The organism is Ancylobacter radicis (assembly GCF_018449475.1).
GTDB classification, from domain to species: Bacteria; Pseudomonadota; Alphaproteobacteria; order Rhizobiales; family Xanthobacteraceae; genus Ancylobacter; species Ancylobacter radicis.
Genome location: NZ_JAHCQH010000017.1, coordinates 328773 through 353304 on the forward strand (window position 1 = coordinate 328773; position 24532 = coordinate 353304).

A 24532-nucleotide genomic window follows, 5' to 3' on the forward strand; every position below is an offset into this window, starting at 1 on the left:
GCGGCCCGCGCGGTTCCTCTTGCCCTGCCTTTTGCGGCACGGAGGATCGATGCCAGCCGCCGGCGCTGCCTCGGAGTGTTTCATGCGCGCGCTGCAACTGGTTTCCGACCGTGAACTCAAGCTCGTCGACCTGCCGGAGCCGGACGCTCCCGCGCCGGGCGAGGTGCAGGTCTCCGTCAAGGCGCTGGCGCTGAACCATATCGACGTGTGGGGCTGGCGCGGCATGGCCTTCGCCAAGCGCAAGATGCCGCTGGTCGTCGGCGCGGAAGCGGTCGGCGAGGTCATCGCCACCGGCGAGGGCGTCACCCGCTTCACGAAGGGCTCGAAGGTCGCGATGTATGGCGCCCTCACCTGCGGCCAGTGCCGCATGTGCAAGGCCGGCCGCGACAATCTCTGCGAGGAAGTCGCCGGTGTCATGGGCTTCCATGTCGACGGCTTCGCCCGCGACACGCTGAACATCAAAGACCGGCTCTGCGTGCCGATCCCGGACGGCATCTCCTGGGTGGATGCCGCCACCGCGCCCGTCACCTTCTCCACCGTCGAGCACATGCTGTTCGACAATGCCAAGCTCGAACCCGGCGAGACCGTGCTGGTCCACGCCGCCGGCTCCGGCATCGGCACGGTGGCGATCCGCATGGCCAAGGAGATCGGCTGCACCGTCATCACCACGGCGGGCGATGACGAGAAATGCGCCAAGGCCCTCGCGCTCGGCGCCGACCACGTCATCAACTACAAGACCGACCGCTTCGAGCACGAGGTCCGCAAGATCACCAAGAAGAAGGGCGTCGACGTGGTCTTCGAGCATGTCGGGGCGGAGACCTGGAACGGCTCGCTGCTCTCCATGCGGCCGGGCGCGCGCCTCGTCACCTGCGGCTCGACCTCGGGCGTCTCGGTGAACATGAACCTGATGCAGCTGTTCCAGCGCCAGTACCGCATCATCGGCTCCTTCGGCGCGCCGATCCGCGCCATCGTCGATGGTCTCAAGCGCATGGAGCGCGGCGTGCTGCCGGTGATCGATTCGCAGTACCCGCTGGACCAGTTCGGCTCCGGTCTGGAGCGGCTGGAGACCCGCCGGGTGTTCGGCAAGGTCGTCATCACCTTCTGAGCCGGAACCGCCCCCCGCCGATGAGCACCGACACCCAGCCGCGCAAGCCGTGGAAACTTCGCCTGCGCGATGGCTTTCTGTCGGCCGGCGTGTGGCTTGTGGCGCGGCTGCTGCGGCTGCAGAGCCCGCAATTCTCGGCCTGGGTCGGCAGTTTCTGGGCCCGCGCCATCGGGCCGTTCACGCCGATCCACAAAGCGGCGCTGAAGAATCTCGCCCTCGCCTACCCGGAGAAGACCGAGGCCGAGCGCCGGGAAATCGCGCGGGGCATGTGGGACAATCTCGGCCGCATGGCCGGCGAGTTCGTCCATCTCGACCGCATCTGGCAGTACAATATGTGGGAGCCGGCCAAGAGCCGGATCGAGACCACCGGCGTCTCCAACTTCGTCGCCATGCGGATCGACGGCAAGCCGGCACTGGTGTTCACAGCGCATCTGGCGAACTGGGAACTGCCGGCCATCGCCGCCGCGGCGCAGGGGCTGGACAGCGCGGTGCTGTTCCGCGCGCCCGACAACACCTTCTTCGCCGACCTGCTGTTCGGCGCCCGCAGCCAGGTGATGGGCAATCTCGTCGCCGCCTCGCATGTGGCGGTGTTCGAGCTGGCCGCCGTGCTGGATCAGGGCAAGCATCTCGGCATTCTGGTCGATCAGGCGCGCAAGGGCGGGCCCATCGCGCAGTTCTTCGGCCAGCCCTGCACCACCAACCCGACCATTGCCCGCCTCGCCCGGCTCTATGAATGCCCGGTCCATGGCGTGCGGGTGATTCGCCTGCCGGAAGGGCGTTTCCGCATCCACTGCACGCCCGCCCTCAACCTGCCGCGCGACGCCAAGGGCAAGATCGACGTGGACGGCTCGATGCAGATGATCACCTCCGTGGTGGAGGACTGGGTCCGCGAGCATCCCGAGCAGTGGACCTGGTTCTACCGCCGCTGGCGGATCTGACGGCAAACGCTGGCACACGCCGAGCGGCAGGCGTGGGCGCGGACGTGCGACGTCACACATTCCCCGCCCTCACGCCGTCATCCCCGGGCTTGACCCGGGGATCCAAGACGTTCCCTCACCCCACCGGCCGAAGTCGTGGATGGCCGGCTGATCCCCGGATCAAGTCCGGGGACGGCCATGACGGGTTGACGACAGCCGCGCCCCAAAAGAAAGCGAGCGCCCGGTCTCCCGGACGCCCGTCTGATCTTGCGTCTGATCGCCCTGCCCTGCCCGGCCACCACGTGCAGCGGCCGGGGCAGGCTCAGCTCACTTGCCGCGCTTGAAGTCGGTCCAGGTCTTGGTGACGACGCGCTGAACCTTCTGCGGGTAGGTGGTGACGGTGAACAGCTTGGCCCGCGTCTCCGCGTCCGGGTAGATCGCCGGATTGTCCATGATCGCCTTGTCGATGAACTTCTGCGCGCCTTCGCTGCCCGAGGCATAGGCGATGTAGTTCGAGTTCTTCGCCGCGACTTCCGGCTTCATCATGTAGTTGATGAAGGCGAGCGCCTCCTCCGGGTGCGACGCATCCTTCGGGATGGCGAAGTTGTCGAACCACATGAGCGCACCTTCCTTGGGGATGATGTACTCGATGTTGATCGGCGGCTTGCCGGTCTTCTCGGCGGCTTCCTCGGCGCGGGCCTTGGCCTGGAACACGTCGCCCGACCAGCCGACCGCGAGGCAGATGTCGCCGCCCGCCAGCGCGTTGATATAGCCCGAGGAATCGAACTTCTTCACGAATTTGCGGATCGGCGCCAGCAGCTTGCCGGCGGCCTCGATGTCCTTGGGATCCTTGGAGTTCGGGTCCTTGCCGAGATAGCGCAGCGCGGTGGGGATGATCTCCTCCGGGCCGTCCAGCATGTAGACGCCGCAATCCTTGAGCTTGCCGAGCAGCTCCGGCTTGAAGACGACGTCCCAGGTGTTGAGCGGGGTGTCACCGAGGCGCTCCTTCACCTTGTCGACATTGATGCCGATGCCGGTGGTGCCCCACATGTAGTTCACGGCGTAGTCATTGCCGGGATCATAGACGGCGAGGCGCTCGGAGATCACCGGCCACTGATATTGCAGGTTCGGAAGCTTCGACTTGTCGAGCTTCATGAACACGCCGGCCTGGATCTGGCGCTGAAGGAAGGAGCCGGTCGGCACCACCACGTCATAGCCGGTCTTGCCGCCGAGCAGCTTGGTCTCAAGCACTTCGTTGGAGTCGAAGACGTCGTACCGGACCTTGATGCCGGTTTCCTTCGTGAACTCCTCCAGCACCGACTCGTCGATGTAGTCGGACCAGTTGTAGACGTTCACGACCTTTTCCTGCGCCGAGGCCGGCGCGACCGCCAGCGCCGCCAGCAGGCCGGCCGCGAGTGTCGTCAGGAGGCGAGACATCCTTATCTCCTTGGGCAAGTTGAATGATCAGCCGAATGGATAGGAACAGGTTCCAGATACCAAGGCTAGTGCGGGATCGCCCCGGGCTCAAGCGCAACCGCCCGGCGAAAAGCCCACGCCTTGATCACGCTCACAAATAAGTCTCGTACTCCAGCGGATTGATCCGCCGCTCGAAGGCGGCGAGCTCCGTTTCCTTCATGATGGCGAACACCCGCCGGTACTGGGCGCCGAACGCCCGGCCGACGAAGTCCGAGGCCGCGAAGCGCCGCACCGCCTCGCCCATGTCGTAGCTCAGCAGCGGCGCTTCCTGCTCATAGGCATTGCCGGTGAGCGGCGTCGGCGGCTCCAGCCCGCGCTCGATGCCCTCGATCATGCCGGCGAGAATGCCGGCCAGAACCAGATGCGGATGGGCGTCGGCGCCGGCGATGCGGTGTTCGAGCCGGCGTGCCTTGGGCGGGCCGTTCGGCACGCGCACCGCCACCGCCCGGTTGTCATAACCCCAGGAGATGCTGGTCGGGGCGTAGCTGCCCGGCACAAGGCGGCGGAAGCCGTTATAGCTTGGTACATAGAAGACGCAGGTATCGGCCATGGTCGCGAGCATGCCCGCCGCCGCGTTGCGCAGCAGGCGTTCCCCCGCCTCGCCCTTGGCGAAGGCATTGGCGCCGCCGGAATCGGCAAGGCTCACATGGACATGCATGCCCGAGCCGGCGAATTCGAGGAACGGCTTGGCCATGAAGCTGGCGCGCAGCCCGTGCTTGCGGGCCACGCCGTCGATCAGCCGGCGCAGCAATATCGCGTCATCGGCCGCCGCCATCGGGTCGTTGCGGTGATAGAGATTCACCTCGAACTGGCCGGGCGCCGCCTCGGAGATCACCGTGTCGGCCGGCAGGCCCTGGATGCGGGCGGCCTCGCGCACCTCGTGCAGCAGCCCGGCATGGGCGTCGAGGTCGGACATGGCGTACATGTTCTGCCGTGCCGGCCCGGAGGTCGAGGCGGGGAACACCGGTTCGGGCACGCCGCCGGGACCCGGCGCCGGCTTCATCAGATAGAATTCCAGCTCGAAGGCGACGCAGGGGTAAAGCCCGAGCGCAGCAAGCCGGGCGACCTGCGCGGCCAGCTTGTGGCGCGGATCGAGATCCCACGGACGCTCGCCGCCGCGACCATCCGGCTCGTACATGGAGATCATCACCTGCGCCGCCGGGCGCGGCGACCACGGCACCGGCTTCAGCGTGCCCGCCACCGGCCGGCACATGCCGTCGCGGTCGCCGGTCTCGATATGGATGCCGGTTTCCTCGACCTCGCGGCCCCAGATGTCGAGCCCGAAGATGGAGAGCGGAATCGCGACGCCGTCGCCCCAGATCTTCCCACCCGCCGTTCCCGGTATCCATTTGCCCCGCAGCACGCCATGCGTGTCGGGCAGCAGCACCTCGACAATGTCGGGCGTGCCATGTTCGGCCACATAGGCGCCGAACTCATCGGCAGGACGGGAGGAGGTCGGCGCCGCGGCGATGTCCGCAGCTTCGGGCAAGGGCATGATCCACCTGGCAGAATGCGTCGTGTCAATTGTGCTCACGCCGACGCGGTGGTGGTCAAGCGCCGCCCCCGCAGCGTGGACACCCTCCTTTTGCCATGCCGGACGCCTTGACGCACGCGAAATGTGATCACATTGTCAGGGCAACCTCACGCTGCCCGCAGGTGCGCCATGACGCTTCCCACTTCCACCGCCGAACTGCGCGCGCTCGACGCCGCCCATCACCTCCACCCGTTCAGCGACACCAAGTCGCTCAACGCCGAGGGCTCGAGCGTCATCGTCAAGGCGGAGGGCGTGTGGCTCACCGATTCCGACGGCAACCGCATCCTCGACGGCATGTCGGGCCTGTGGTGCGTGAATGTCGGCTATGGCCGCGAGGAGATCGTCGAGGCGGTCGCCGCCCAGATGCGCGAGCTGCCCTATTACAACACCTTCTTCAAGACCACCCACAAGCCGGCCATCGAGCTCGCCGCCAAGCTCGCCGAACTGACGCCGAAGCAGTTCAACCGCGTCTTCTTCACCGGTTCCGGCTCGGAATCGAACGACACGGTGATCAAGCTCGTCCGCCGCTATTTCCAGATCAAGGGCAAGCCGGAGAAGAAGATCATCATCTCCCGGCACAACGCCTATCACGGCTCCACCGTCGCCGCCGGCAGCCTGGGCGGCATGGCGCCGATGCACGGCCAGAGCGCGGTGATCCCAGACATCGTCCACATCGCCCAGCCCTATTTCTGGGGTGAGGCGCGTCAGGGCGAGACGCCGGACGAGTTCGGCCTGCGCACCGCCCGTGCGCTGGAAGCCACCATCGACGCGCTGGGCGAAGACCGGATCGCCGCCTTCATCGCCGAGCCGGTGCAGGGCGCCGGCGGCGTCATCATCCCGCCCGCGACCTACTGGCCGGAGATCGCCCGCATCTGCCGCGAGCGCGACATCCTGTTCATCTCCGACGAGGTGATCTGCGGCTTCGGCCGGACCGGAAGCTGGTTCGGTTGCGAGACCTTCCACACCGAGCCGGACATCCTCGTCATGGCCAAGGGCATCACCTCCGGCTACATGCCGCTGGGCGGGGTGATGGTGGCCGACCGCGTGGTCGAGGTGCTGCTGGAAGGCGGCGACTTCAACCATGGCTACACCTATTCCGGCCACCCGGCCGCCTGCGCCGCCGCGCTCGCCAATCTCGACATCATGCAGCGTGAGAATCTGGTCGGGCGCGTCGCGAATGATGCCAGCCCCTATCTCAAGGCCCTCTGGTCCACCCTCGCCGACCACCCGCTGGTGGGCGAGGCGCCGATGCTCGGGCTGCTCGGCGCGCTGGAACTGACGCCGGACAAGATCGGCCGCACCAAATTCCCCGATCCCGGCAAGGTCGGCATGCTGGCGCGCGACTTCTCCTTCAAGAACGGCCTCGTCATGCGCGCCGTGCGCGACCGCCTGATCATCGCCCCGCCGCTGGTCATTTGCCATGGCGAGATGGACCAGCTCGTCGCCAGCGTCCGCAAGACGCTCGACGACACCCATGCCGAGCTGAAGCGCATGGGCTGGGTGCACTGAGCCGCCGCGCGGCAAACCGGCGGCGCGGGCACGCGAAACGTGCTTGAATGCCGCCGGGGCCCGTGCCCAAGGATGCTGTCATGAACCTCGTCACCCCGGTCGGGGAAGGTCCCGGCGTCAGCCCGGCCCGTGTTTCCGCGCTGCGCACGGAGGCCGAGGCGCTCTATCTCGGCACACGGCCGAAGACCCGCGCCGCCGCCGGCGCCGCCGCCCATCTGTTCCAGGGCGTGCCGATGCACTGGATGGTGGACTGGTCGACCCCGGTGCCGCTCGTCGTGGCCCATGCCAGCGGCGCGCGGCTCACCGACGTCGACGGCAATGGCTATGATGATTTCTGCCTCGGCGACACCGCCGCGCTGTTCGGCCATGGCCCGCCGCCGGTGGCCGACGCCCTGACGCGGCAGGCCCGCGCGGGCCTCGCCACCATGCTGCCGAGCCCGGACGCGGCGATCGTCGGCGACCTGCTCAACGCCCGCTTCGGCCTGCCCTACTGGCAGATCGCCACCACCGCGAGCGATGCCAACCGCTTCGCGCTGCGCGCCGCCCGCGCCGCCACCGGGCGCCCGCGCATCCTCATCTTCGACGGCGCCTATCACGGCGCGGTCGACGAGACCTTCGTGGAGCTCGGCCCGGACGGGCGCGCCCGCAATGCCGAGGGCCTGCTGGGCGAAACCCGCGACCTGACCGCGCTGACCCGTGTCATCCCGTTCAACGACCTCGCCGCGCTGGAAGCGGCGCTGGCCGACCGGAGCGTCGCCTGCGTCATCACCGAGCCGGTGCTGACCAATTGCGCGATGGTGCTGCCGCAGCCCGGCTTCCACGCCGCCCTGCGCGAGATCACCCGGCGCACCGGCACGCTGCTGCTGATCGACGAGACCCACACCCTGTCCAGCGGGCCGGGCGGCTACACCGGCAAATACGGGCTGGAGCCGGACCTGTTCGTGGTTGGCAAAGCCATTGCCGGCGGCATCCCGGCCTCGGTATGGGGCATGAGCGCGGAGGTGGCGGAACGCTTCACCCGCGCCCGCGCCAGCCTGCCCGAGGGCCGTTCCGGCATGGGCACCACCCTGTCCGGCAGCCCGCTCCAGCTCGCCGCCATGCGTGCGACACTGGAACAGGTCGCCACCGACGACGCCTATGCCCACATGAACGCGCTGGCCGACCGGCTGGAGAGCGGGCTTTCCGCCGTGCTGAGCGAGGCCCGCCTGCCCTGGCATGTCGCGCGCTGCGGCGCCCGTGTCGAGGTGGTGCGCGCGCCGCGCCCGCTGCTCACCGGCGGCGAGGCCCATGCCGCCCATTTTGCCGAGCTGGAAGCGACCATCCACCTCGCGCTGCTGGTGCGCGGCGTGCTGATCTCGCCCTTCCACGACATGATGCTGTGCTCGCCGGCCACGCAGGACGCGCAGGTCGACCGGCTGATCGCCGCCACGGCGGATGTGGTGCGCCGGCTGGTGGGGTGAAGCCCCTCGCCCACGACCATCCTTCGAGGCCCGGCGGCGCCGGGCACCTCAGGATGACGGCGCCCCAGAGAGTCTGTCCGCGTCACACGCCCCGTCATGCTGAGGCGCTCGCGTCAGCGAGCCTCGAAGCACGCAGGTGCTCGCCGATGCCCCCCTCAGCCCTGCTTGGTCGGAAAGCCCGCTTCCTTCCAGGCGAGAATACCGCCGGCCATGTGGCGGTACAGCTCGACGCCGGCGGCCTGCGCGGCGGCGGCGGCGCGCTGCGACCGCTGGCCGGAGCGGCAGGAAAAGACCAGCGTCTTGCCCTGCGGGTCCGGCAGGGCGTGGGCGTCGAAGGTCGAGAGCGGGAAATCCACCGCGCCGGGAATGCGCTCGGCCGCCAGCTCATTGGGCTCGCGGACATCGACGAGCAGGATCGTCCCGGCCTCAAGCCCGGCCTTCACCTCGTCCACCGACAGATTCTCGATCACGCCACCGAAGGGATTGGGCTGCTGCATGGTCACGCTCCTCGCTGTTACCGAGGAGGTAGACCCGCGACGCGGGCGCCGCAAGTCCCCGTCCTGGCCGTCCGTCCCGTGCCCGAAAGCTCAGCGCGCGGGCTTGGGCGGGCGCGCCACGACCACGCCGGCCACCACCATGGTGCCGCCGATCGCCACCATCAGCGAGGGGATTTCGCCGAACAGCAGGGCGGCGAGGCTGGTGCCGACGACGATCTGCAGGAGCAGCACGACCGAGATCAGCCCGGCCTGCAGACGGCCCAGCGCGAAGGTGGTGAGCCCCTGCCCCGTGGCATGGGCGACAAGGCCGAGACCGATCACCGCCAGCAGCCCCTGAAGGCTGGAGGGCAGCAGCGTTTCGCCGGTGGCCACCGCCCAGACAAGGCAGAACACCGCGCCGACGCTGCTGGCGATCAGCGAGACCATGCCGCCGCCGAGCGCGGGCGCGTGCTCCTCGCCGCCGCGCCGCACGAGGCGGGCCATCAGCATGTAGCCGGCATAGCAAAGCGCGGCGCCGACGCAGAGCAGGTCGCCATAGACGCTCACCGCGTCACCCGGAGCGGAAACGGCGCTGCGCGAGACGATCAGCGCGGTGCCGCCCAGCGCCAGGGCAAGCGCCAGCAGCAGGCCGCGCGAAGGCCGCTCGCCAAGGCCGAGCCAGCCGATCACCAGCACGAACACCACGGCGAGATTGCCGAGCAGCAGCGCATTGGCGGTGGTGGTGTGGGACAGGCCGATATGAAAGGCGACGAGGTCGGCACCGAAGAACAGGCCGGCCAGCGCGGAAATGACGAATTGCCGGGTGGAAAACAGCGCGCGGCGCTCGCCCGCGACGAGGGGCCGGCGGCGCAGGGCGGCGCGGTGCTCGGCCAGCGCCCAGACCGTGGTCGGGCCCAGCGCGAAGATCAGCCGCCAGAAACCGACCGCCGCCGGGCCGACATCGGCCAGCCGCACGAAGATCGCCGAGAAGCCGATGCACATCGCCGCCAGCACCACCGCGAAGAACGCCTGACGGCGCAGATGCGCCTCATGCAGTTCGGACGGGGAGAGCGGGGAGAGCAGGACGGCGCCCTCGGCGGCAGCCGGGGCGAGGGCAGCGGGAGGCGGAGACATTGCCGGACTCGACAGAAGGACGTGCAGGGATTGGCGTGGCGGTCCCATCGGCCGCGCGGCGCTTCCTCACGGGAAAGGGCCGATGGGAGACTGACTACACCCAAGGCTGAAATCACCAAAGCGAATTTATTTTGTCGTTGCATTGATAATGGTGATATATATCGCCGGTCGGCATCAGAGGCCGACCTTCCGCCCGGATGACACCCCAGGAGGACGGCGATGCGCCATCTCGACACTGAATCCCTCGGCATGCTCATCGCCATTGTCGACACGGGCGGCTTCACCGCCGCGGCCGAACGGGTGGGACGCACGCAATCGGCGGTGTCGGCGCGGATCGCCCAGTTGGAAGAGAATCTCGGCGTCCGCCTGCTGGAACGCTCGCGCCGGGGCATCGCCCTGACCGAGACCGGCGAGCGCCTCGTCGCCCATGCAAGGCGTCTGCTCGCCTTCGAGAGCGAGGCGCTGGCCGATCTCAAGGGCGGCACGCCCGAAGGCAGCGTGCGCATCGGCATGCCCGATGATTATGTCGACGCCTATTTCACCCCCACCATCGCCCGCTTCGCCGCCGCCTATCCGCGCGTGGAGATTTCCATCCGCTGCGACCTCTCCAAGAATCTGGAGCCGGAGGTCGAGCGCGGGCAGATCGACGTCGCCCTGCTGACGCGCGATCTGGCGCGCCCCACGGGCGAATTGCTGAAGAAGGAAAAGCTGCTCTGGCTGGCCGCGCGCGGCCACCGGCCCGAGCGCAACGAGCCGCTGCCGCTGGCCCTGTTCCCCATGGGCTGCCGCGTCCGCCCGCACATCGCCGCCGCGCTCGACAAGGCGGGGCTGAACTGGCGGGTCGCCTGCACCTCTTCCTCGCAGGGCGGCGTGCATTCGGCGGTCGAGACCGGCCTGTGCATCACCGCCCTGCCGGAATGCGCGGCCCCGCCGGAATGGCGCCGCCTCGGCGCGGCCGATGGCCTGCCGCCGCTGCCGGACATGGAAGTCGGCATGCTGCTGGCTCCCGCCGCCTCCCCCGCCGCGCGGCGCCTCGCCGACACGCTGCGCGCCGCCATGGCGATGCCAAGTGCTCAGATGCCAAATGCGCAGATGCCGACGGCCGGTGCCGCCGCGGCGTGAGCCGGTGAACGGCCCGACTGTCATCGACAATTCACATGCAATGCGCGCCTCTCCACGCTAACGCATCCGCATGAGCGACATGACGCACCCGCGCCCTTCCGACAGCCCTGACAGCACCGGCTCCGCCGGCGAGGTGTTCCGCGCCTTCCTCAAGCTCGGCCTCACCTCCTTTGGCGGGCCGGTGGCGCATCTCGGCTTCTTCCGCGCCGAGCTGGTGGCCAAGCGCGGCTGGCTGACCGAGGACGCCTACGCCAATCTCGTCGCCCTGTGCCAGTTCCTGCCCGGCCCGGCCTCCAGCCAGGTCGGCATGGCGATCGGGCTGATGCGGGCGGGGCTTGCCGGCATGGCCGCCGCCTGGCTCGCCTTCACCCTGCCCTCGGCCCTGCTGATGCTGGCCTTCGCCTATGGCGTCGGCGCCGCCGATTCCGCCGGCCTCTCGGCGGGCTGGCTGAGCGGGCTCAAGATCGCCGCCGCCGCCATCGTGGCCGATGCCGTGCTCGGCATGGCCCGCAATCTCTGCCCGGACCGGCCGCGCCGGACCATCGCCCTGCTCGCCGCCGCCGGGGCCGCCGCCCTGCCCGGCGCGCTCGGCCAGCTCGGCGTCATCGCCTTCGGCGCGGTGGTGGGTCTGGCGCTGCTGAAGGCCGAGGCGGCGCCCGCCCACGCGCCCTCCCGCCATCTGCCAGGCCGCACCGCCTCGCTGGTGGCGCTGGCGCTGTTCGCGCTGCTGCTCGTGTCCCTGCCGCTGCTGGCGCAGGCGAGCGGCGACCCCGCGCTCGCTTTGTTCGACACGCTGTACCGCGCCGGGGCGCTGGTGTTCGGCGGCGGCCATGTCGTGCTGCCGCTGATCGAGGCCGAGCTGGTCCATCCGGGCGGGCTGACGCGGGAGATTTTTCTGGCCGGCTATGGCGCCGCGCAGGCGGTGCCCGGCCCGCTGTTCTCCTTCGCCGCCTATGTCGGCGCGGCCATGCCGACCTCGCCCAATGGCGCGGCGGGCGCCCTCATCGCGCTGGTGGCGATGTTCCTGCCCTCGGCGCTGCTGGTCTATGGCGCGCTGCGCTTCTGGACCGCGCTGGCGGCCAATCTGGCGATCCGGCAGGCGATGAACGGCGTCAACGCGGCCGTGGTCGGCCTGCTCGGCGCCGCCTTCTGGGACCCGGTGGTGACGTCCTCGATCACCTCGCCGCGCGCCTTCGCGCTGGCGCTGCTGGCCTATCTCGCGCTGGCGCTGTGGAAAGTGCCGGCCTGGGCCGTGGTGGCCGGCGCCGCGCTCGGCGGCGCCCTGCTGCTGTGAGCGGTCTCAGGCGACGTCTAGTCGCGCACCACCTTGAAGCCGGCGAAGGCCTGGCAGGTGGGGAACACCTGAAGGCTGTTCACCACCACATGGCGCGGCAAGGTGCAGCAGAAGAACACCTGCTCGGCGATGTCCTCGGAGGTCAGCGACTGGGTGCCGGCATAGACGCCCTCGGATTTCTTGGTGTCGCCATGGAAGCGCACCAGCGAGAACTCGGTCTCGACCATGCCCGGCTCGATATTCGTGACGCGCACCTGCGTGCCGGCAAGGTCGGCCATCAGGTTCAGCGCGAACTGCTTCACGAAGGCCTTGGTGCCGCCATAGGCATTGCCGCCGGCATAGGGGTAGTCGCCGGCGATCGAGCCGGTGAACACCACATGGCCTTCCTTGCGCTCGACCATCGAGGGCAGCGTCGCCCGCACCGTGTAGAGCAGGCCCTTGATGTTGGTGTCGACCATGTCCTCCCAGTCCTTCAGGCTGGCGGATTGGGCGGGCTCCAGCCCCAGCGCGAGGCCGGCATTGGCGAACACCACATTGACGCTCTTGAAGCCGTCCGGCAGGCCTTCCAGCGCCGCGGTCAGCGCGGCGTTGTCGCGCACATCGACCTCCAGCGGGTGGAAATGCGGGCCGAGTTCGTCGCGCAGGGCGATCAGCCGGTCGGCGCGGCGGCCGGTGCCGATGACCTTCGCGCCGGCGAGCACGAAGCGGCGCGCGGTCGCCGCGCCAATGCCGGAGGTGGCTCCGGTGATGAGAACCGTCAGCGTGGCGGGATCCAGCATCTGATACATGGCAGCGTCCTCTCGGCGGGTGGGGCGGCGGGCAAGGCAATGCTGCGTCGCACATATCGCGTCGGCCCGCGCGCGTCCATGCCGGCGAGGCGCAGTCAAGACGGCGTTAACCCCTTCTTGAGCATAACCGCACGGGCAGGCTATTGCCGCTGCGGGGTCACGGTGACGCCACGATCCTCGGCGAAACAAAAGACTTGCCGCAGCGCAAATGCCGCCGACCTGAAGAACGACACGTCCGCCAGCGGCGGGCGAGGAGTGAAGGCCCGATGACCGTCAAGACCGCCCTGGCCGCTACCGCCGTCGCCCTCCTCCTGGGAGGCTGCAGCACGACGCTGGACGGATTCGGCAGTCAGCAGACGGCGGCCGTCGAGCCCAGCCAGATCACCCCGGCGCCCTCGGGCTCGGTGGAAAGCTCGGCCGTGCCGCCTCCCGCGACCACGACCTATGGCGCCGGCGCGGCCACCGCCGCCGCCGCCGTGACGCCGCGCCAGCCGGAGACGCAGGTGGCCCTGTCGCCGCCGGCCGCCACCGCTCCGGGCGGCGTGGCCTATGCCGACCCCGGCGCGGCCCGCACGCAGCTCGCCGGCGCCTGGAAGTTCGGCTGGGACAGCGGGCAGAAGACCTGCAAGGTCACCCTGTCGACCGATCGCGGCATGACCGGCTTCGCCGCCAATGCCGATGTCGACTGCCCGAACGACATCTTCATGACCAAGGCATGGGACGTCTGGGGCAACGACATCGTGCTGCAGAACCATCTCGGCAAGGTCACCGCCCGGCTTCAGCCCCAGGGCAATGGCCAGTTTGACGGCACCACCACGGCCGACGGCACCCGCGTGACGCTGACGCGTTCCTGATAACCGGCTGGCCGGCTAGCCCGATATCCAGTTTGGAATGCCTCCAAATGACTGGATCAATCCAGTCATTCCCCCTCATATCGCCAATGCTGCCTCGGTATTTGCTTGCTGCGCTGCGCTTCCGGCCGCGTGCGCTGCGGCAGACTTTGTCGTGCGCGTCCGAAAACATACGCATATTCGAAATATTCGGCGCGAAACTTCGTATTCTATCGGATGGCGCGGCCACACAACTGTGAGATCTTCGTCACAGTTGTCGTTCACATTATGGGGAACCGCAAGATTGGTGATGCGTTAGCTGGAACCAGGGGTCATTCTACCCATCGGAAAAGCTGATTGATTCGCTCACGCGACAAGAGGGGATTGTGATGCTGCAGGCGCTGAAGGTCATGACGACGACAGTTTCATTGCCGGTTGCCCGCGAAGCCGAGACCACCCGGCCGGCTTTCGCGCGTCGCGATCCGCTCACCGTCACCCAACTCATGTCCCAGCATCTCGATCTCGCCAGCCCGGGAACCGATGCCGAGGCCCTGCGCCTGCTGCGTCAGGCCTTTCCTGGTGCGCCGCTGACCGCCCGCGTCGAAGCCATGGCGGCTCGCCGCGCCCGCTGAGTTCCGCGCCGTCCCCTCCTGAGCCGGACGGCGCCGTCGCTTCAGCCGACCACTTTTTCCTTGCCCGAGACGACCTTTTCCTCGCCCGGAATCTCGCGCCTCAGTTGAGATGCCCCGGCCGATCCTCGTCCTCGGACGCGGCCGGGCGATGACCTTCCATGCCCGGCGTCGGCGCGTGACGGGACAGATGTTCCCGCATCAGGCGGGCATAGCGCATGGCCGAGAAGGGCAGCGCCCCGAGATAAGCCAGGCACACCACCGAGAGCGTCGCCCAGGGCCATGTCACCAGCACCGCGACCGACAGCACGACGATGATGAACAGCGGCATCACCTTGTCGCGCGGGATGCGCGCGCCGAGCCGCTTGCCCGAGAACGCCGGCAGCTTGGAGACCATCAGCAGCCCGATGCCGAGCGTGAACAGCGCCGCCACGGCCGGCGTCACCACGAGGCGCGGCAGGCCGATCAGCTCCAGATAGATCGGCAGCAGCATGATCAGCGCGCCCGCCGGCGCCGGGATGCCGGTGAAATAGTCGCCGGCGAAGGGCGGCTTGTTCGGATCTTCCAGCATCACGTTGAAGCGGGCGAGGCGCAGCCCGGCGCAGATCGCGAAGGCCAGCGAGGCGATCCAGCCGAGCGAGCCCAGCGAATCGAGGCCCCACATATAGATGATGAGGGCCGGCGCGACGCCGAAGCACAGGAAGTCGGAGAGGCTGTCCAGCTCCGCCCCGAAACGCGAGGTGCCCTGGAGCATCCGCGCCAGCCGGCCATCCATGCCGTCGAGCACGGCGGCGAGGACGATGGCGCCGAGCGCCAGCTCCATCCGCCCCTCAAACGCCATGCGGATGCCGGTGAGGCCGGCGCAGAGCGCCAGCAGCGTCACCACATTCGGCACCAGCAGGCGCAGCGGAATGGCCTGGAAGCGGCGGCGCGGCGGCTCGGGCGCGTCCGGCTCGAAGGGCGGAAAGAGATCGGACATGGCGATCCTCGCGGGGCGGGCGGGTGAACGGTCAGTCGACGCGGAAGGTGGCCTCGGCGCCCATGGCGTGGCGGTCGGCCAGCACGGTCTCGCCGGCCACGGCGCGCTGCCCCTCGGCGACGAGGATGCGCGTGCCCACGGGCATGTAGACATCGACCCGCGAGCCGAAGCGGATCAGGCCGAAACGCTGGCCCGGCGCCAGGCTGTCGCCCTCGCGCACGAAGCTGACGATGCGGCGGGCGATCAGGCCGGCGATCTGCACCACGCCGACCGGGCCCATGGCGGTTTCCAGCACCACGCCGTTGCGCTCATTGTCCTCGCTCGCCTTGTCCAGCTCGGCATTGAGGAATTTGCCGGGACGATAGGCGATGCGGCTGATCCGGCCGGCCAGCGGGGCGCGGTTCACATGCACGTCGAACACGTTCATGAAGATGCACACGCGCGGCAGCGGCAATTCGCCAAGGCCCAGCTCGGCCGGCGGCACGGCGGGGCCGACGAGGCAGACACGGCCATCGGCGGGGGAGATGAGCAGCCCGTCGCGCACCGGCGTCACCCGCTCGGGATCGCGGAAGAAATAGCAGATCCAGACGGTGATCAGCACGCCGATCCAGCCGAGCGGCGGCACCAGCCACAGCAGCACGGCGGAGACCGCCGCGCCGATCAGGATGAAGGGGTAGCCCTCACGGTGGATCGGCACGAGGCCGCTGCGGATCGAGTCGAGGATGGTCATGAACCAAATCTTCCTGGCCGCCGCTCCGTCAGCGGCACGGGGAGAGGTAGGGCCAGCCGGGCGGATCGTCAAATGCCGAAGCCGCTATTCGCCCGCGCACCGCCCGCGCGGCCACCCCGGCAAGGGCCTCCGCGCACCCGTCCCCACCCGAGGCGGCCCTACGCCGCCGCCCCGCTCGGCGCCGCAACGGCGGTCGCGGGCACGCCCGCGTCCTCATCCGCCGCGACGTCTCCCTCTGTCACCTGGCCCTCGATCACCTCGCCGTCGGTCCCCTCGCCCACCGCCTTCAGCGTCTCGCGGGCGCGCTCGGCCTCGCGCTGGCGCTCCCACATGGAGTGGTAGAGCCCGCCCTTGTCCATCAGCTCGCCATGGGTGCCGCGCTCGGCGATGCGGCCATGTTCAAGCACGATGATCTCGTCCGCCCCCACCACGGTGGAGAGCCGGTGGGCGATGACCAGCGTGGTGCGCCCGCGCGAGACGCCTTCCAGCGCGTCCTGGATTTCGCGCTCGGTATGGCTGTCCAGCGCCGAGGTGGCCTCGTCGAGGATCAGGATGGCCGGGTTCTTCAGGATGGTGCGGGCGATGGCGACGCGCTGCTTCTCGCCGCCGGAGAGCTTGAGGCCGCGCTCGCCCACTTCGGTCGCATAGCCCTTCGGCGTGCGGCGCACGAAGCCGTCGATCTGCGCGAGTTCGGCGGCCCGTGCCACCTCCTCCTCGGAGGCCCCGGCCCGGCCATAGCGGATGTTGTAGGCCAGCGTGTCGTTGAACAGCACCGTGTCCTGCGGGACCATGCCGATGGCGGCGCGCAGGCTCTGCTGGTTCACCTGGCGGATGTCCTGCCCGTCAATGGTGATGCGGCCGCCATTGATGTCGTAGAAGCGGTAGAGCAGCCGCGAAATGGTCGACTTGCCCGCGCCCGACGGACCGACAATCGCCACCGTGCGCCCGGCCGGCACCTCGAAGGACACGCCCTTGAGGATCTCGCGGTCGGGATCATAGGAGAAGCGCACATCCTCGAAGCGCACCGTGCCGCCATTGAGCGCCAGCGGCGGGGCGCCCGGCGTGTCGGTGATTTCCGGCGCGCGGCCGAGAATGGCGAACATCGCCTCGATGTCGATCAGCGACTGCTTGATCTCGCGATAGATCATGCCGAGGAAGTTCAGCGGCTGGTAGAGCTGGATCATCATGGCGTTGACCATGACGAAGGAGCCGACCGATTGGCGCCCGGCGCGGATGTCGAGCACGCACAGCGCCATCACCGCGGTGAGGCCGATGGTGAAGATCGTCGCCTGCCCGGCATTCAGCCAGGCGAGCGAGGTGTGGGTGTGCACGGTGGCGCGCTCATAGCGGGCCATGGAGCGGTCATAGCGATCCGCCTCCCATTTCTCTGCGCCGAAATATTTCACCGTCTCGTAGTTCAGCAGGCTGTCCACCGCCTTGGCGTTGGCGTCGGTGTCGCTCTCGTTCATCGCCCGGCGGATGCCCATCCGGTACTCGGTCATCACGAAGGTGAAGACCGTGTAGGCGAGGATCATCGCCACCGCGGCGAGCGCATAGCGCCAGTCGAACTGCCAGAGCAGCACGCCGATCACCATGGCGAATTCCAGAATGGTCGGGGCCAGATGCAGCACCAGCATCCGCACGATGGTCTCGATGCCCTCGCGCGAGCGTTCCAGCACCCGCGTCAGGCCGCCGGTCTTGCGCTCCAGATGGAAGCGCAGCGACAGCGCGTGCATGTGCTCGAAGGTCTGCAAGGCGAGCCGGCGCACGGCATGGATCGCCACCTTGGCGAACAGCCCGTCACGCCACTGCGTGAGCCCGGCCATGACGACGCGCGAAAAACCATAGGCCACCGTCAGCATCACCGGCGCGGCGATGAGATAGCTCATCGCGTCGCTGCTGATGGTGGCGCCCTCGCCCTCCGCCACCGCGTCGGTCGCCCATTTGAAGAAGAACGGCGTCGAGAGCGTGGCGATCTTGGCCAGCACCAGCAGCAGCAGGCCCCAGATCACGCGGGTGCGCAGATCGGCCCGGTCGGCCGGCCACAGATAGGGGCCGAGCCCCTTCAGCGCGACCAGCAGGCTGCCGCGCGGATGGGTTTCCGAGGGGGTGCCGGCAGGAACCTTGGGAACGGGGCCCTGGTTCGGACCCTGGTTCGGTGTTGCCTGGGCAGGGGCGCCCGAGGGTGCGGACATGCGACTTCCAGTTCAGTTCATGCGCGGGCCAACAGGCCCGATTCCGGTCGTTCTCTTAGACGTATCGGCCATTGATGTGACGGCCGTAGATAAGCCTTGCCGCCGCTCAGACCAGTGCGCTCTCGCGCGCATCAGGCGTGCGGGTGGCGCAGGCGGGCGGCTCTGCCGCGAAATGCTCCAGCAGCGGCCCGATCTCCCGCGCCAGACTGGCGACGGCCTCCCGGTCGATGCCGTAGCAGGAGCGCGGCCCCTCGATCGTGCCGGCGATCAGCCCCGCCTCCTTCAACACCTTGAGATGCTGCGAGACGGTGGACTGCGCCAGGCTGAGGCCGCGCACGATATGCCCGCACTGGCATTTCCCGCCCGCCGCCAGCGCCCGCAGAATCGCCAGCCGCGCCGGATGCGCGAGGGCACGCAGGCGCAGGGCGAGCAGGTCGTCGTCGGCAAGCGGCGCGGTCATCACCATCGTTTATCGTCGATGGACGATGAGGGCAAGCCGGCCTTTCTCACCCGCCCCATGGAACCCAGCGCCGTCTCGCCGCATTGGCAGCCGGCGGCGAGGGGTGCCATCAGGAGGACGATGCGGCATCTTGTCGAGGCCGCTCTCGCAGTGCACCATGGTGTCCATGACAAAGATCAAGAGCGTATGCGTCTATTGTGGAGCGGCCCCGGGGACCGATCCGGTTTTTCTCGACACGGCGATCGAACTCGGCCGCGCGCTGGCCCATGCGGGGATCCGCCTCATCTATGGCGGCGGCGGCGTCGGGCTGATGGGCGCCACCGCGCGCGCCTGCGCCGAGGCCGGCGGCAAGGTCACGGGCATCATCCCGGATTTCCTGATCGGCAATGAGCAGGCCTTCGAGCACGCCCATGAGCTGATCGTCACCAAGGACATGCATGAGCGCAAGCGGCTGATGTTCGAGCGGGCCGATGCCTTCATCGCCCTGCCCGGCGGCATCGGCACGCTGGAGGAACTGGTCGAGCAGCTCACCTGGGTGCAGCTCAACCGCCACCGCAAGCCGGTGATGGTGCTCAACACCGCCGGGTTCTGGGACCCGCTGCTGGCCCTGTTCGACCACATGCAGTCGAGCGGCTTCGTCAACGTCTCCCGCCCGGTCAAGCTGGAGGTCGCCCACAGCGTGCGCGCGGCGCTCATCAAGCTCGACGCGGCGGTGGCCGGCGTCACCGAAGGCGAGCTGCACGGCGCGGCCGAGGAGCGCGTGCTCGACCGGATGTGAGCGCGACGCTCAGGGCGCGAGCGCCAGACGCGGCAGCGCCGGCGCCTCGCCCGGCTCGGGTTGCGCCAGGGCGCAGCCATTTCGGCCCTGACGCTTGACCAGATAGAGCGCCCGGTCCGCATCCTCCATGAGGCAGAGCGTGTCCGCGTGCCGGTGCGGGTCCCACAGCGCGATGCCGATGCTGAGCGTGAGGGGAATGGCGGCGCCATACCACTCGACCGCGTCGGTGCGGATCAGGTGAAGCAGTTCCGCGCCGAGCCGTTCGGCACTCGGCCCATCGGTCTCCCGCAGCAGCAGGCAGAACTCGTCGCCGCCCAGCCGCGCCAGCAGGTCGGTCTGGCGCAGCCGCGCGCTGGCGACCCGGCTGAAATGGATCAGGCAGGCGTCGCCGGCCCCATGCCCATAGGCGTCATTGATCGACTTGAAATGGTCGATGTCGATGACCATCACCGCGAAGCCGCGCCCGCTGCGCCGCGCCACGCGCGTCTCTTCCTCGATCCGGGACAGGAACATGCGCCGGTTCGGCAGTCCCGTCAGTTCGTCAACCACCGCCAGCGCGCCCGCCTTGGCCTGGAGCCGTTCGACCACGATCAGCAGCAGCCCGAAGCTCCACATCAGCTTGCCGAAGATGGTCGCCAGCAGGGTGGCGAACAGCAGCAGATTGTAGCTGTCGGTGGAGATGAGCTGCGTCTGGTGCACAACCAGCGCGGCAAAGCGGGGGACCGCGCCGCCGGCCACCGAGCCGACCAGCATAAAGGCGGCGAAGCGGGCACCGGAACTGGCGTGTCCGTGCCGGGCCAGAAGCACGGCGGCGATCAGCAGCGGGACGCCGTGCCCCAGCATGTACACGCCGTTGCGGATGATCCGGTTCTCCTCGAAGAGAAGCAGGACCACCGCGCCGACCAGCAGGGCGCCAAGCCCGATCCGCCATGGAACAGGCCGGCCATAGAAGCGGCAGACGCCGGCCAGGGTCAGCATGTGGCCGGCCATGACGGCAAGATTGCCCAGAAGGACGGGGGAAAGCGGTCCCGGCCGGCTCTCGATCACCATGATCCCGCCGCCGAGCACGCTCAGCAGATTGGCGGCGACCCAGAACCGGGCGGCGTCGACATCGCTGTAGCAACGCCAGATGGCCAGCCACAACAGCGCCAGGGTCGCTGATTGCAGGAGAATGACGAGATAAAGGGTGAAAAGGTCGATGACCACGTGGCCGCGCCCCTGAAGCCAAAGCCAGGTGCCAGCCACCTCGGCCACGCCACAGCCCTCGGTAGCACAACCGGAAATTTATTCCAAAAGTAATTTGAATTTCGATTTACCGTTTGAATGTGTCCGTAGGCTACCGCCACCGAGGGCGAGTGGCGCAGCGCGGCGCGGCAGAACAGCCTGCTCGACCGGATGTGATCGGCCGGCGGGGCCGGTGCGTGGGGCAGATGCGTGGGGCAGATGCGTGGGCTATCCAAGGCCCCGCGCGCGGCCTAGGCTGGACGCTACGTCATTACCAGCCCCTGGATGCCCATGACCCGCTTTCGTCGCCTGCGCCGTGCCGTCGGACCGATCACCCTGGCCCTGAGCCTCGCGCTCGCGCCGGCGGCTCAGGCCTGCACCTCCCTGATCTATCGCGACGCCAATGGCGGCGTGTATTTCGGCCGCACGCTCGAACTGGCGATGGAGCTGCCCTACCGGGTCGCCTACATCCCGCCGGCACAGCGCTACAGCTCGGTCGCCACGGCGGGCGGGGCTGCGCTCGACTACACCACCAAGTACCGCATCCTGGCCGTGACCGTGCCGGACGGCTCGCTGGACGATCTCAAGATCGTCGAGGGCTTCAACGAAAAGGGCCTCACCTTCAGCCTGCTGGCCTTTGCCGGCGCGGCGGGGCCGACGGACTCCTTCTCGAAGACCAAGGCGGCGCTTTCCGCCATCGATCTCGGCTCCTGGACGCTCGGCCAGTTCCAGAACGTCGCCGAGGTGAAGGCGGCGCTGGCCGCCCAGCCGGTGCTGCTCGCCCCGCTGGCCGTGCTCGGCAACGCCAAGTCGCCCTTCCATTACGTGCTGCACGACCGCAGCGGCGCCTCGATCGTGGTCGAGTTCGCCAATGGCAAGCAGGCTGTCTACGACAACCCGGTCGGGGTGATGACCAACGGCCCGGAATTCACCTGGCACCTGACCAATCTCGACAATTACACCTTCCTCAGCAATGTCGACCAGTCGAGCGGCGCGTTCGGCGCGCTGAAGGTGGCGCAGCCCGATTCCGGCATCGCCACCGCCGGGCTGCCGGCGTCGAACACCTCGGTCGGCCGCTTCGTGCGCGCGGTCTATTATTCGCAATATGCCGAGAAGGTCGCCGCGCCCGACGATGCGTTGCGCACGCTCGCCCACATCATGAACAATTTCGACCGGCCGAAGAACATCACCATCGACACCAATTCCGGCGGCAATGAAGGCATCGCCGCCGTCGCCACCAAGGATTCGCCGCCCTTCACCAGCGAGTACACCTCCTGGACGGCGCTGACCGATCTCAACCGCAGCACGCTCTATCTGCGCACCTATGGCGGGCTGAACTACACGCGGTTCGATCTCACCCGGCTGTCGGCCAGCACCAAGCCGCTCTCCATCCCGCTCACCACGCTGAACGGCCTGTCCTCCGACGCCACCGACGCCCTGCTGGCGGCCAAGGCGCCCTGAGGGGCCCCTCATCTCCGGGCTCAGGTCCGGGGATCCACGACGCGGCGCTCCCATCGCCTGCATCTGCGTGCTTCGAGGCTCGCTGCGCGAGCGCCTCGGCATGACGGAGGGTGTAGCGGCACGTTCCCAGAGCCCGTCATCCTGAGGTGCCCGGCGCAGCCGGGCCTCGAAGGATGGTCACGGGCACGGGCATGGCGCCCGCCCCCCTCAGTGCAGCGGGGCGTCGCCGGCGCTGAGCAGCTTTTCCATCGTCGTGGTGCCGAGCCACACGCCGCTGCGCTGCACGGTGTTGCGGCTCTTGCCGACATAGCCGCGCTTCTGGAAGAAGCCGAGCGCGGTGTCGCTGGCGTCGACGGTGAGGCTGGTCGCGCCGCGCGCGGTGGCGAGCTTCTCGATGGCGTCGCACAGTAGCGCGCCGATGCCCTCGCCCGCCATCTCCGGGTGGACATAGAGCAGGTCGATCATTTTGTTGTCGGCCAGCGCGATGAAGCCGCAGGGCTCGCCGTCGCGCGTCGCCACCAGCGTCAGGGCGGCGGAGAGGCGCGCGGCAAGGCCCGCCTCGTCCTCGGCAAAGCCGGCCCAGGCTTCCTGCTGGTCCTCGTCATAATCCTCGCCGGTGAGGGCGAAGATCGATTCCCGCGCGATGGAGGCGAGAGCCGGCGTGTCCCCGCTCAGAAAGGGGCGCAGCGCCGCGCTGGGCGCCGTGGAAGCCGGCGCCTTGGAGGCGCTCACCGCTTCGGCTCCCAGCTCGCCGTGCCGTCCTTATTGTCCTTCACCGCCACGCCGAGCGCGAGCAGTTCGTCGCGGATGCGGTCGGAGGCCGCCCAGTCGCGGTTGCGGCGGGCCTCGATGCGCTCGGCGATGCGCGCCTCGATCTCGGCCTCGGAAATGGCGAGCGCGGGGGCGCGGGCGGCGGACCATTCGCGCAGCGCGCCCGGCGCGAAGCCGAGAAAGGCCAGCGTGCCGGCCAGCGCCTTTTTGCCGGCATGGTCGCGCAGCCCGTGCATCTCGGCAATCGCCTTGGGCGTGTTGAGATCATCGGCCAGCGCCTCCAGCACGGCGGGCGCCGGGCGCGGATAGGCGTCGTCCGCCGCCGCATCGAACCACTGCTCCAGCGTCTTCGCGCTCTCCTCCAGCCCCTTCACCGTCCAGTCGATCGGCTGGCGGTAATGGGTCTTGAGCATGGTGAGGCGCAGCACCTCGCCCGGCCAGTCGTTGAGCAGGTCGCGGATGGTGGTGAAGTTGCCGAGCGACTTCGACATCTTCTCGCCTTCCACCTGCAGGAAGCCGTTATGCATCCACACCTTGGCCATCAGCCCGGAGTGGAAGGCGCAGCGCGACTGCGCGACCTCGTTCTCATGGTGCGGGAAGACAAGGTCGATGCCGCCGCCATGAATGTCGAAGGTCTCGCCGAGGTGCTTCCAGCTCATGGCGGAGCACTCGATGTGCCAGCCCGGACGTCCGTTCACCGCGATGCCGGCGGGGGAGGCCCAGCCCGGCTCGCCGGGCTTGGACGGCTTCCACAGCACGAAGTCCATCGCGTCCTGCTTGTAGGGCGCGACGTCGACCCGCGCCCCGGCGATCATGTCGTCGAGCGGGCGGCGCGAGAGCTGGCCGTATTCGGGCATGGAGGGCACGGAGAACAGTACATGGTCCTCGGCCACATAGGCATGGCCGGAGGCAATGAGCCGCTCGATCAGCGTGCGCATCTCGCCGATATGCTCGGTCGCGCGCGGCTCCACATCCGGGTGCAGCACGCCGAGGGCTTCCAGATCGTCATGGAACTGCGCCTCGGTGGCGAAGGTCACCTTGGCGATGGCTTCGTTGAGCGCGAGGCCGGGATGCTCGGCGGCCGCGCGCGCGTTGATCTTGTCGTCCACGTCGGTGATGTTGCGGACATATTTCACATGCTCGGCGCCATAGAGGTGGCGCAGCACCCGGTAGAGCAGATCGAACACGATCACCGGGCGGGCATTGCCGATATGGGCGAGGTCATAGACGGTCGGGCCACAGACATACATGCGCACCAGCGCCGGATCCAGGGGAGCGAACACATCCTTGGAGCGGGTCAGCGTGTTGTAGAGTTTCAGCTCGGGAAGCTGAGCGGCCTTTGCGTCGGACATGGATGGCAGCCTTCCGGGTATTAAACAGGCGCGTCAGGCGACGGCGTGAGCGCGTAGAGCCGCGCGTGAGGCGCAGGGTGCGCGTCTGTCGCGGGTTTACCCCGCGCCGTCAAGGCGGGCAAAGCCAAAAGCGGCGGACACGCGCCGTGCGCGGGCGCAAGCCCCGCTCCAGATGCCCATCCTAACATGTTCAGCAACGCTGTTGACGGCGCTCCCCCGGCGGGGCTATCTCCCGCTCCGCTGGACCGGGGGGCACGGCACAGAAAAACATTAAGCCTCGCTTCAAACCTTTTTGACACAGTCGCGTT

At 68.6% G+C, this 24532-nt stretch carries 22 protein-coding genes; 10 read left to right on the forward strand and 12 right to left on the reverse strand.

What is annotated here, in order from left to right; translation table 11 throughout:
* Positions 1–82: 82 nt before the first annotated feature.
* Together KIP89_RS13335 and KIP89_RS13340 are read left to right on the forward strand one after the other, a co-directional pair.
* Complete coding sequence (locus KIP89_RS13335) at positions 83–1105, forward strand: zinc-binding dehydrogenase (protein WP_213755910.1); 1023 nt, start codon at positions 83–85, stop codon at positions 1103–1105.
* A 20-nt stretch (positions 1106–1125) separates the two neighbouring features.
* Positions 1126–2043, forward strand: a complete 918-nt coding sequence (locus KIP89_RS13340; protein WP_213755911.1) for a lipid A biosynthesis lauroyl acyltransferase — start codon at positions 1126–1128, stop codon at positions 2041–2043.
* Between the two features lie 306 nt (positions 2044–2349).
* On the opposite strand, the gene KIP89_RS13345 is transcribed toward KIP89_RS13340, so the two are convergent.
* Both KIP89_RS13345 and KIP89_RS13350 read right to left on the reverse strand, forming a co-directional pair.
* On the reverse strand, positions 2350–3459 hold the full coding sequence (locus tag KIP89_RS13345; RefSeq protein ID WP_213755912.1) for a polyamine ABC transporter substrate-binding protein: 1110 nt from the start codon (positions 3457–3459) through the stop codon (positions 2350–2352).
* Between the two features lie 130 nt (positions 3460–3589).
* Positions 3590–4993 (reverse strand): glutamine synthetase family protein, encoded by a 1404-nt coding sequence (locus tag KIP89_RS13350; RefSeq protein ID WP_213755913.1) that lies wholly within the window; start codon positions 4991–4993, stop codon positions 3590–3592.
* A gap of 168 nt (positions 4994–5161) precedes the next feature.
* On the opposite strand from KIP89_RS13350, the gene KIP89_RS13355 reads away from it, so the two are divergent.
* The gene (locus KIP89_RS13355) at positions 5162–6541 is read left to right on the forward strand and encodes an aspartate aminotransferase family protein (protein WP_213755914.1); all 1380 of its coding nucleotides are present in this window, start codon (positions 5162–5164) and stop codon (positions 6539–6541) included.
* A gap of 80 nt (positions 6542–6621) precedes the next feature.
* A complete protein-coding gene (locus KIP89_RS13360) occupies positions 6622–8001 on the forward strand; it encodes a transaminase (protein ID WP_213755915.1) in 1380 nt (459 codons plus the stop codon).
* A gap of 155 nt (positions 8002–8156) precedes the next feature.
* On the opposite strand, the gene KIP89_RS13365 is transcribed toward KIP89_RS13360, so the two are convergent.
* Together KIP89_RS13365 and KIP89_RS13370 are read right to left on the reverse strand one after the other, a co-directional pair.
* Entirely contained in the window at positions 8157–8498 is a 342-nt protein-coding gene (locus tag KIP89_RS13365) for a rhodanese-like domain-containing protein (RefSeq protein WP_213755916.1), read from the reverse strand.
* Between the two features lie 90 nt (positions 8499–8588).
* Positions 8589–9611, reverse strand: a complete 1023-nt coding sequence (locus KIP89_RS13370) for a DMT family transporter (protein ID WP_213755917.1) — start codon at positions 9609–9611, stop codon at positions 8589–8591.
* Positions 9612–9830: 219 nt separating this feature from the next.
* On the opposite strand from KIP89_RS13370, the gene KIP89_RS13375 reads away from it, so the two are divergent.
* Positions 9831–10733, forward strand: a complete 903-nt coding sequence (locus tag KIP89_RS13375) for a LysR substrate-binding domain-containing protein (protein ID WP_213755918.1) — start codon at positions 9831–9833, stop codon at positions 10731–10733.
* Positions 10734–10812: 79 nt separating this feature from the next.
* The gene (gene chrA / locus KIP89_RS13380) at positions 10813–12027 is read left to right on the forward strand and encodes a chromate efflux transporter (protein WP_213756025.1); all 1215 of its coding nucleotides are present in this window, start codon (positions 10813–10815) and stop codon (positions 12025–12027) included.
* A gap of 17 nt (positions 12028–12044) precedes the next feature.
* On the opposite strand, the gene KIP89_RS13385 is transcribed toward chrA, so the two are convergent.
* A complete protein-coding gene (locus tag KIP89_RS13385; RefSeq protein ID WP_213755919.1) occupies positions 12045–12815 on the reverse strand; it encodes an SDR family NAD(P)-dependent oxidoreductase in 771 nt (256 codons plus the stop codon).
* Positions 12816–13081: 266 nt separating this feature from the next.
* On the opposite strand from KIP89_RS13385, the gene KIP89_RS13390 reads away from it, so the two are divergent.
* Positions 13082–13669, forward strand: a complete 588-nt coding sequence (locus KIP89_RS13390) for a protease inhibitor Inh/omp19 family protein (RefSeq protein ID WP_213755920.1) — start codon at positions 13082–13084, stop codon at positions 13667–13669.
* Positions 13670–14034: 365 nt separating this feature from the next.
* The gene (locus KIP89_RS13395) at positions 14035–14277 is read left to right on the forward strand and encodes a transferase (protein WP_213755921.1); all 243 of its coding nucleotides are present in this window, start codon (positions 14035–14037) and stop codon (positions 14275–14277) included.
* 100 nt (positions 14278–14377) lie between these two features.
* On the opposite strand, the gene pssA is transcribed toward KIP89_RS13395, so the two are convergent.
* From pssA to KIP89_RS13415, 4 genes are all read right to left on the reverse strand, one after another.
* The gene (gene pssA, locus KIP89_RS13400; RefSeq protein ID WP_213755922.1) at positions 14378–15253 is read right to left on the reverse strand and encodes a CDP-diacylglycerol--serine O-phosphatidyltransferase; all 876 of its coding nucleotides are present in this window, start codon (positions 15251–15253) and stop codon (positions 14378–14380) included.
* Positions 15254–15284: 31 nt separating this feature from the next.
* Positions 15285–15983, reverse strand: coding sequence for a phosphatidylserine decarboxylase (locus KIP89_RS13405; RefSeq protein ID WP_213755923.1), 699 nt, complete (start codon positions 15981–15983; stop codon positions 15285–15287).
* Between the two features lie 158 nt (positions 15984–16141).
* A complete protein-coding gene (locus tag KIP89_RS13410; RefSeq protein WP_213755924.1) occupies positions 16142–18178 on the reverse strand; it encodes an ABCB family ABC transporter ATP-binding protein/permease in 2037 nt (678 codons plus the stop codon).
* 106 nt (positions 18179–18284) lie between these two features.
* Positions 18285–18638, reverse strand: a complete 354-nt coding sequence (locus tag KIP89_RS13415) for an ArsR/SmtB family transcription factor (protein WP_250152454.1) — start codon at positions 18636–18638, stop codon at positions 18285–18287.
* Positions 18639–18804: 166 nt separating this feature from the next.
* Between KIP89_RS13415 and KIP89_RS13420 the strand changes: the two genes are divergently transcribed.
* Positions 18805–19416, forward strand: coding sequence for an LOG family protein (locus KIP89_RS13420; protein ID WP_213756026.1), 612 nt, complete (start codon positions 18805–18807; stop codon positions 19414–19416).
* A gap of 9 nt (positions 19417–19425) precedes the next feature.
* Here KIP89_RS13420 and KIP89_RS20160 read toward each other — a convergent pair whose 3' ends face one another.
* Positions 19426–20670 carry a GGDEF domain-containing protein gene (locus KIP89_RS20160; RefSeq protein ID WP_213755926.1) on the reverse strand — a complete coding sequence of 415 codons (1245 nt, stop codon included), beginning with the start codon at positions 20668–20670 and terminating at the stop codon, positions 19426–19428.
* Positions 20671–20931: 261 nt separating this feature from the next.
* Between KIP89_RS20160 and KIP89_RS13430 the strand changes: the two genes are divergently transcribed.
* Entirely contained in the window at positions 20932–22101 is a 1170-nt protein-coding gene (locus KIP89_RS13430; protein ID WP_250152455.1) for a linear amide C-N hydrolase, read from the forward strand.
* A gap of 207 nt (positions 22102–22308) precedes the next feature.
* On the opposite strand, the gene KIP89_RS13435 is transcribed toward KIP89_RS13430, so the two are convergent.
* Together KIP89_RS13435 and cysS are read right to left on the reverse strand one after the other, a co-directional pair.
* Positions 22309–22833: a GNAT family N-acetyltransferase gene (locus KIP89_RS13435; protein ID WP_369807146.1), complete on the reverse strand. Its 525-nt coding sequence runs from the start codon at positions 22831–22833 to the stop codon at positions 22309–22311.
* Positions 22830–24224: a cysteine--tRNA ligase gene (gene cysS, locus KIP89_RS13440; protein ID WP_213755928.1), complete on the reverse strand. Its 1395-nt coding sequence runs from the start codon at positions 24222–24224 to the stop codon at positions 22830–22832. The genes KIP89_RS13435 and cysS overlap by 4 nt, the downstream gene beginning before the upstream one ends.
* Positions 24225–24532 lie beyond the last annotated feature (308 nt).

Excerpts from the sequence above, each read along its gene's own strand:
- KIP89_RS13370 (WP_213755917.1), bottom strand. The coding sequence starts at position 9,611 with ATGTCTCCGCCTCCCGCTGCCCTCGCCCCGGCTGCCGCCGAGGGCGCC.
- KIP89_RS13355 (WP_213755914.1), top strand. The coding sequence starts at position 5,162 with ATGACGCTTCCCACTTCCACCGCCGAACTGCGCGCGCTCGACGCCGCC.
- KIP89_RS13415 (WP_250152454.1), bottom strand. The coding sequence starts at position 18,638 with ATGACCGCGCCGCTTGCCGACGACGACCTGCTCGCCCTGCGCCTGCGT.
- KIP89_RS13430 (WP_250152455.1), top strand. The coding sequence starts at position 20,932 with ATGACCCGCTTTCGTCGCCTGCGCCGTGCCGTCGGACCGATCACCCTG.
- KIP89_RS13335 (WP_213755910.1), top strand. The coding sequence starts at position 83 with ATGCGCGCGCTGCAACTGGTTTCCGACCGTGAACTCAAGCTCGTCGAC.
- KIP89_RS13340 (WP_213755911.1), top strand. The coding sequence starts at position 1,126 with ATGAGCACCGACACCCAGCCGCGCAAGCCGTGGAAACTTCGCCTGCGC.
- KIP89_RS13405 (WP_213755923.1), bottom strand. The coding sequence starts at position 15,983 with ATGACCATCCTCGACTCGATCCGCAGCGGCCTCGTGCCGATCCACCGT.
- KIP89_RS13345 (WP_213755912.1), bottom strand. The coding sequence starts at position 3,459 with ATGTCTCGCCTCCTGACGACACTCGCGGCCGGCCTGCTGGCGGCGCTG.
- pssA (WP_213755922.1), bottom strand. The coding sequence starts at position 15,253 with ATGTCCGATCTCTTTCCGCCCTTCGAGCCGGACGCGCCCGAGCCGCCG.
- KIP89_RS13420 (WP_213756026.1), top strand. The coding sequence starts at position 18,805 with ATGACAAAGATCAAGAGCGTATGCGTCTATTGTGGAGCGGCCCCGGGG.
- KIP89_RS13375 (WP_213755918.1), top strand. The coding sequence starts at position 9,831 with ATGCGCCATCTCGACACTGAATCCCTCGGCATGCTCATCGCCATTGTC.
- cysS (WP_213755928.1), bottom strand. The coding sequence starts at position 24,224 with ATGTCCGACGCAAAGGCCGCTCAGCTTCCCGAGCTGAAACTCTACAAC.
- chrA (WP_213756025.1), top strand. The coding sequence starts at position 10,813 with ATGACGCACCCGCGCCCTTCCGACAGCCCTGACAGCACCGGCTCCGCC.
- KIP89_RS13350 (WP_213755913.1), bottom strand. The coding sequence starts at position 4,993 with ATGCCCTTGCCCGAAGCTGCGGACATCGCCGCGGCGCCGACCTCCTCC.
- KIP89_RS13390 (WP_213755920.1), top strand. The coding sequence starts at position 13,082 with ATGACCGTCAAGACCGCCCTGGCCGCTACCGCCGTCGCCCTCCTCCTG.
- KIP89_RS13360 (WP_213755915.1), top strand. The coding sequence starts at position 6,622 with ATGAACCTCGTCACCCCGGTCGGGGAAGGTCCCGGCGTCAGCCCGGCC.
- KIP89_RS13385 (WP_213755919.1), bottom strand. The coding sequence starts at position 12,815 with ATGTATCAGATGCTGGATCCCGCCACGCTGACGGTTCTCATCACCGGA.
- KIP89_RS13365 (WP_213755916.1), bottom strand. The coding sequence starts at position 8,498 with ATGCAGCAGCCCAATCCCTTCGGTGGCGTGATCGAGAATCTGTCGGTG.
- KIP89_RS13410 (WP_213755924.1), bottom strand. The coding sequence starts at position 18,178 with ATGTCCGCACCCTCGGGCGCCCCTGCCCAGGCAACACCGAACCAGGGT.
- KIP89_RS13395 (WP_213755921.1), top strand. The coding sequence starts at position 14,035 with ATGCTGCAGGCGCTGAAGGTCATGACGACGACAGTTTCATTGCCGGTT.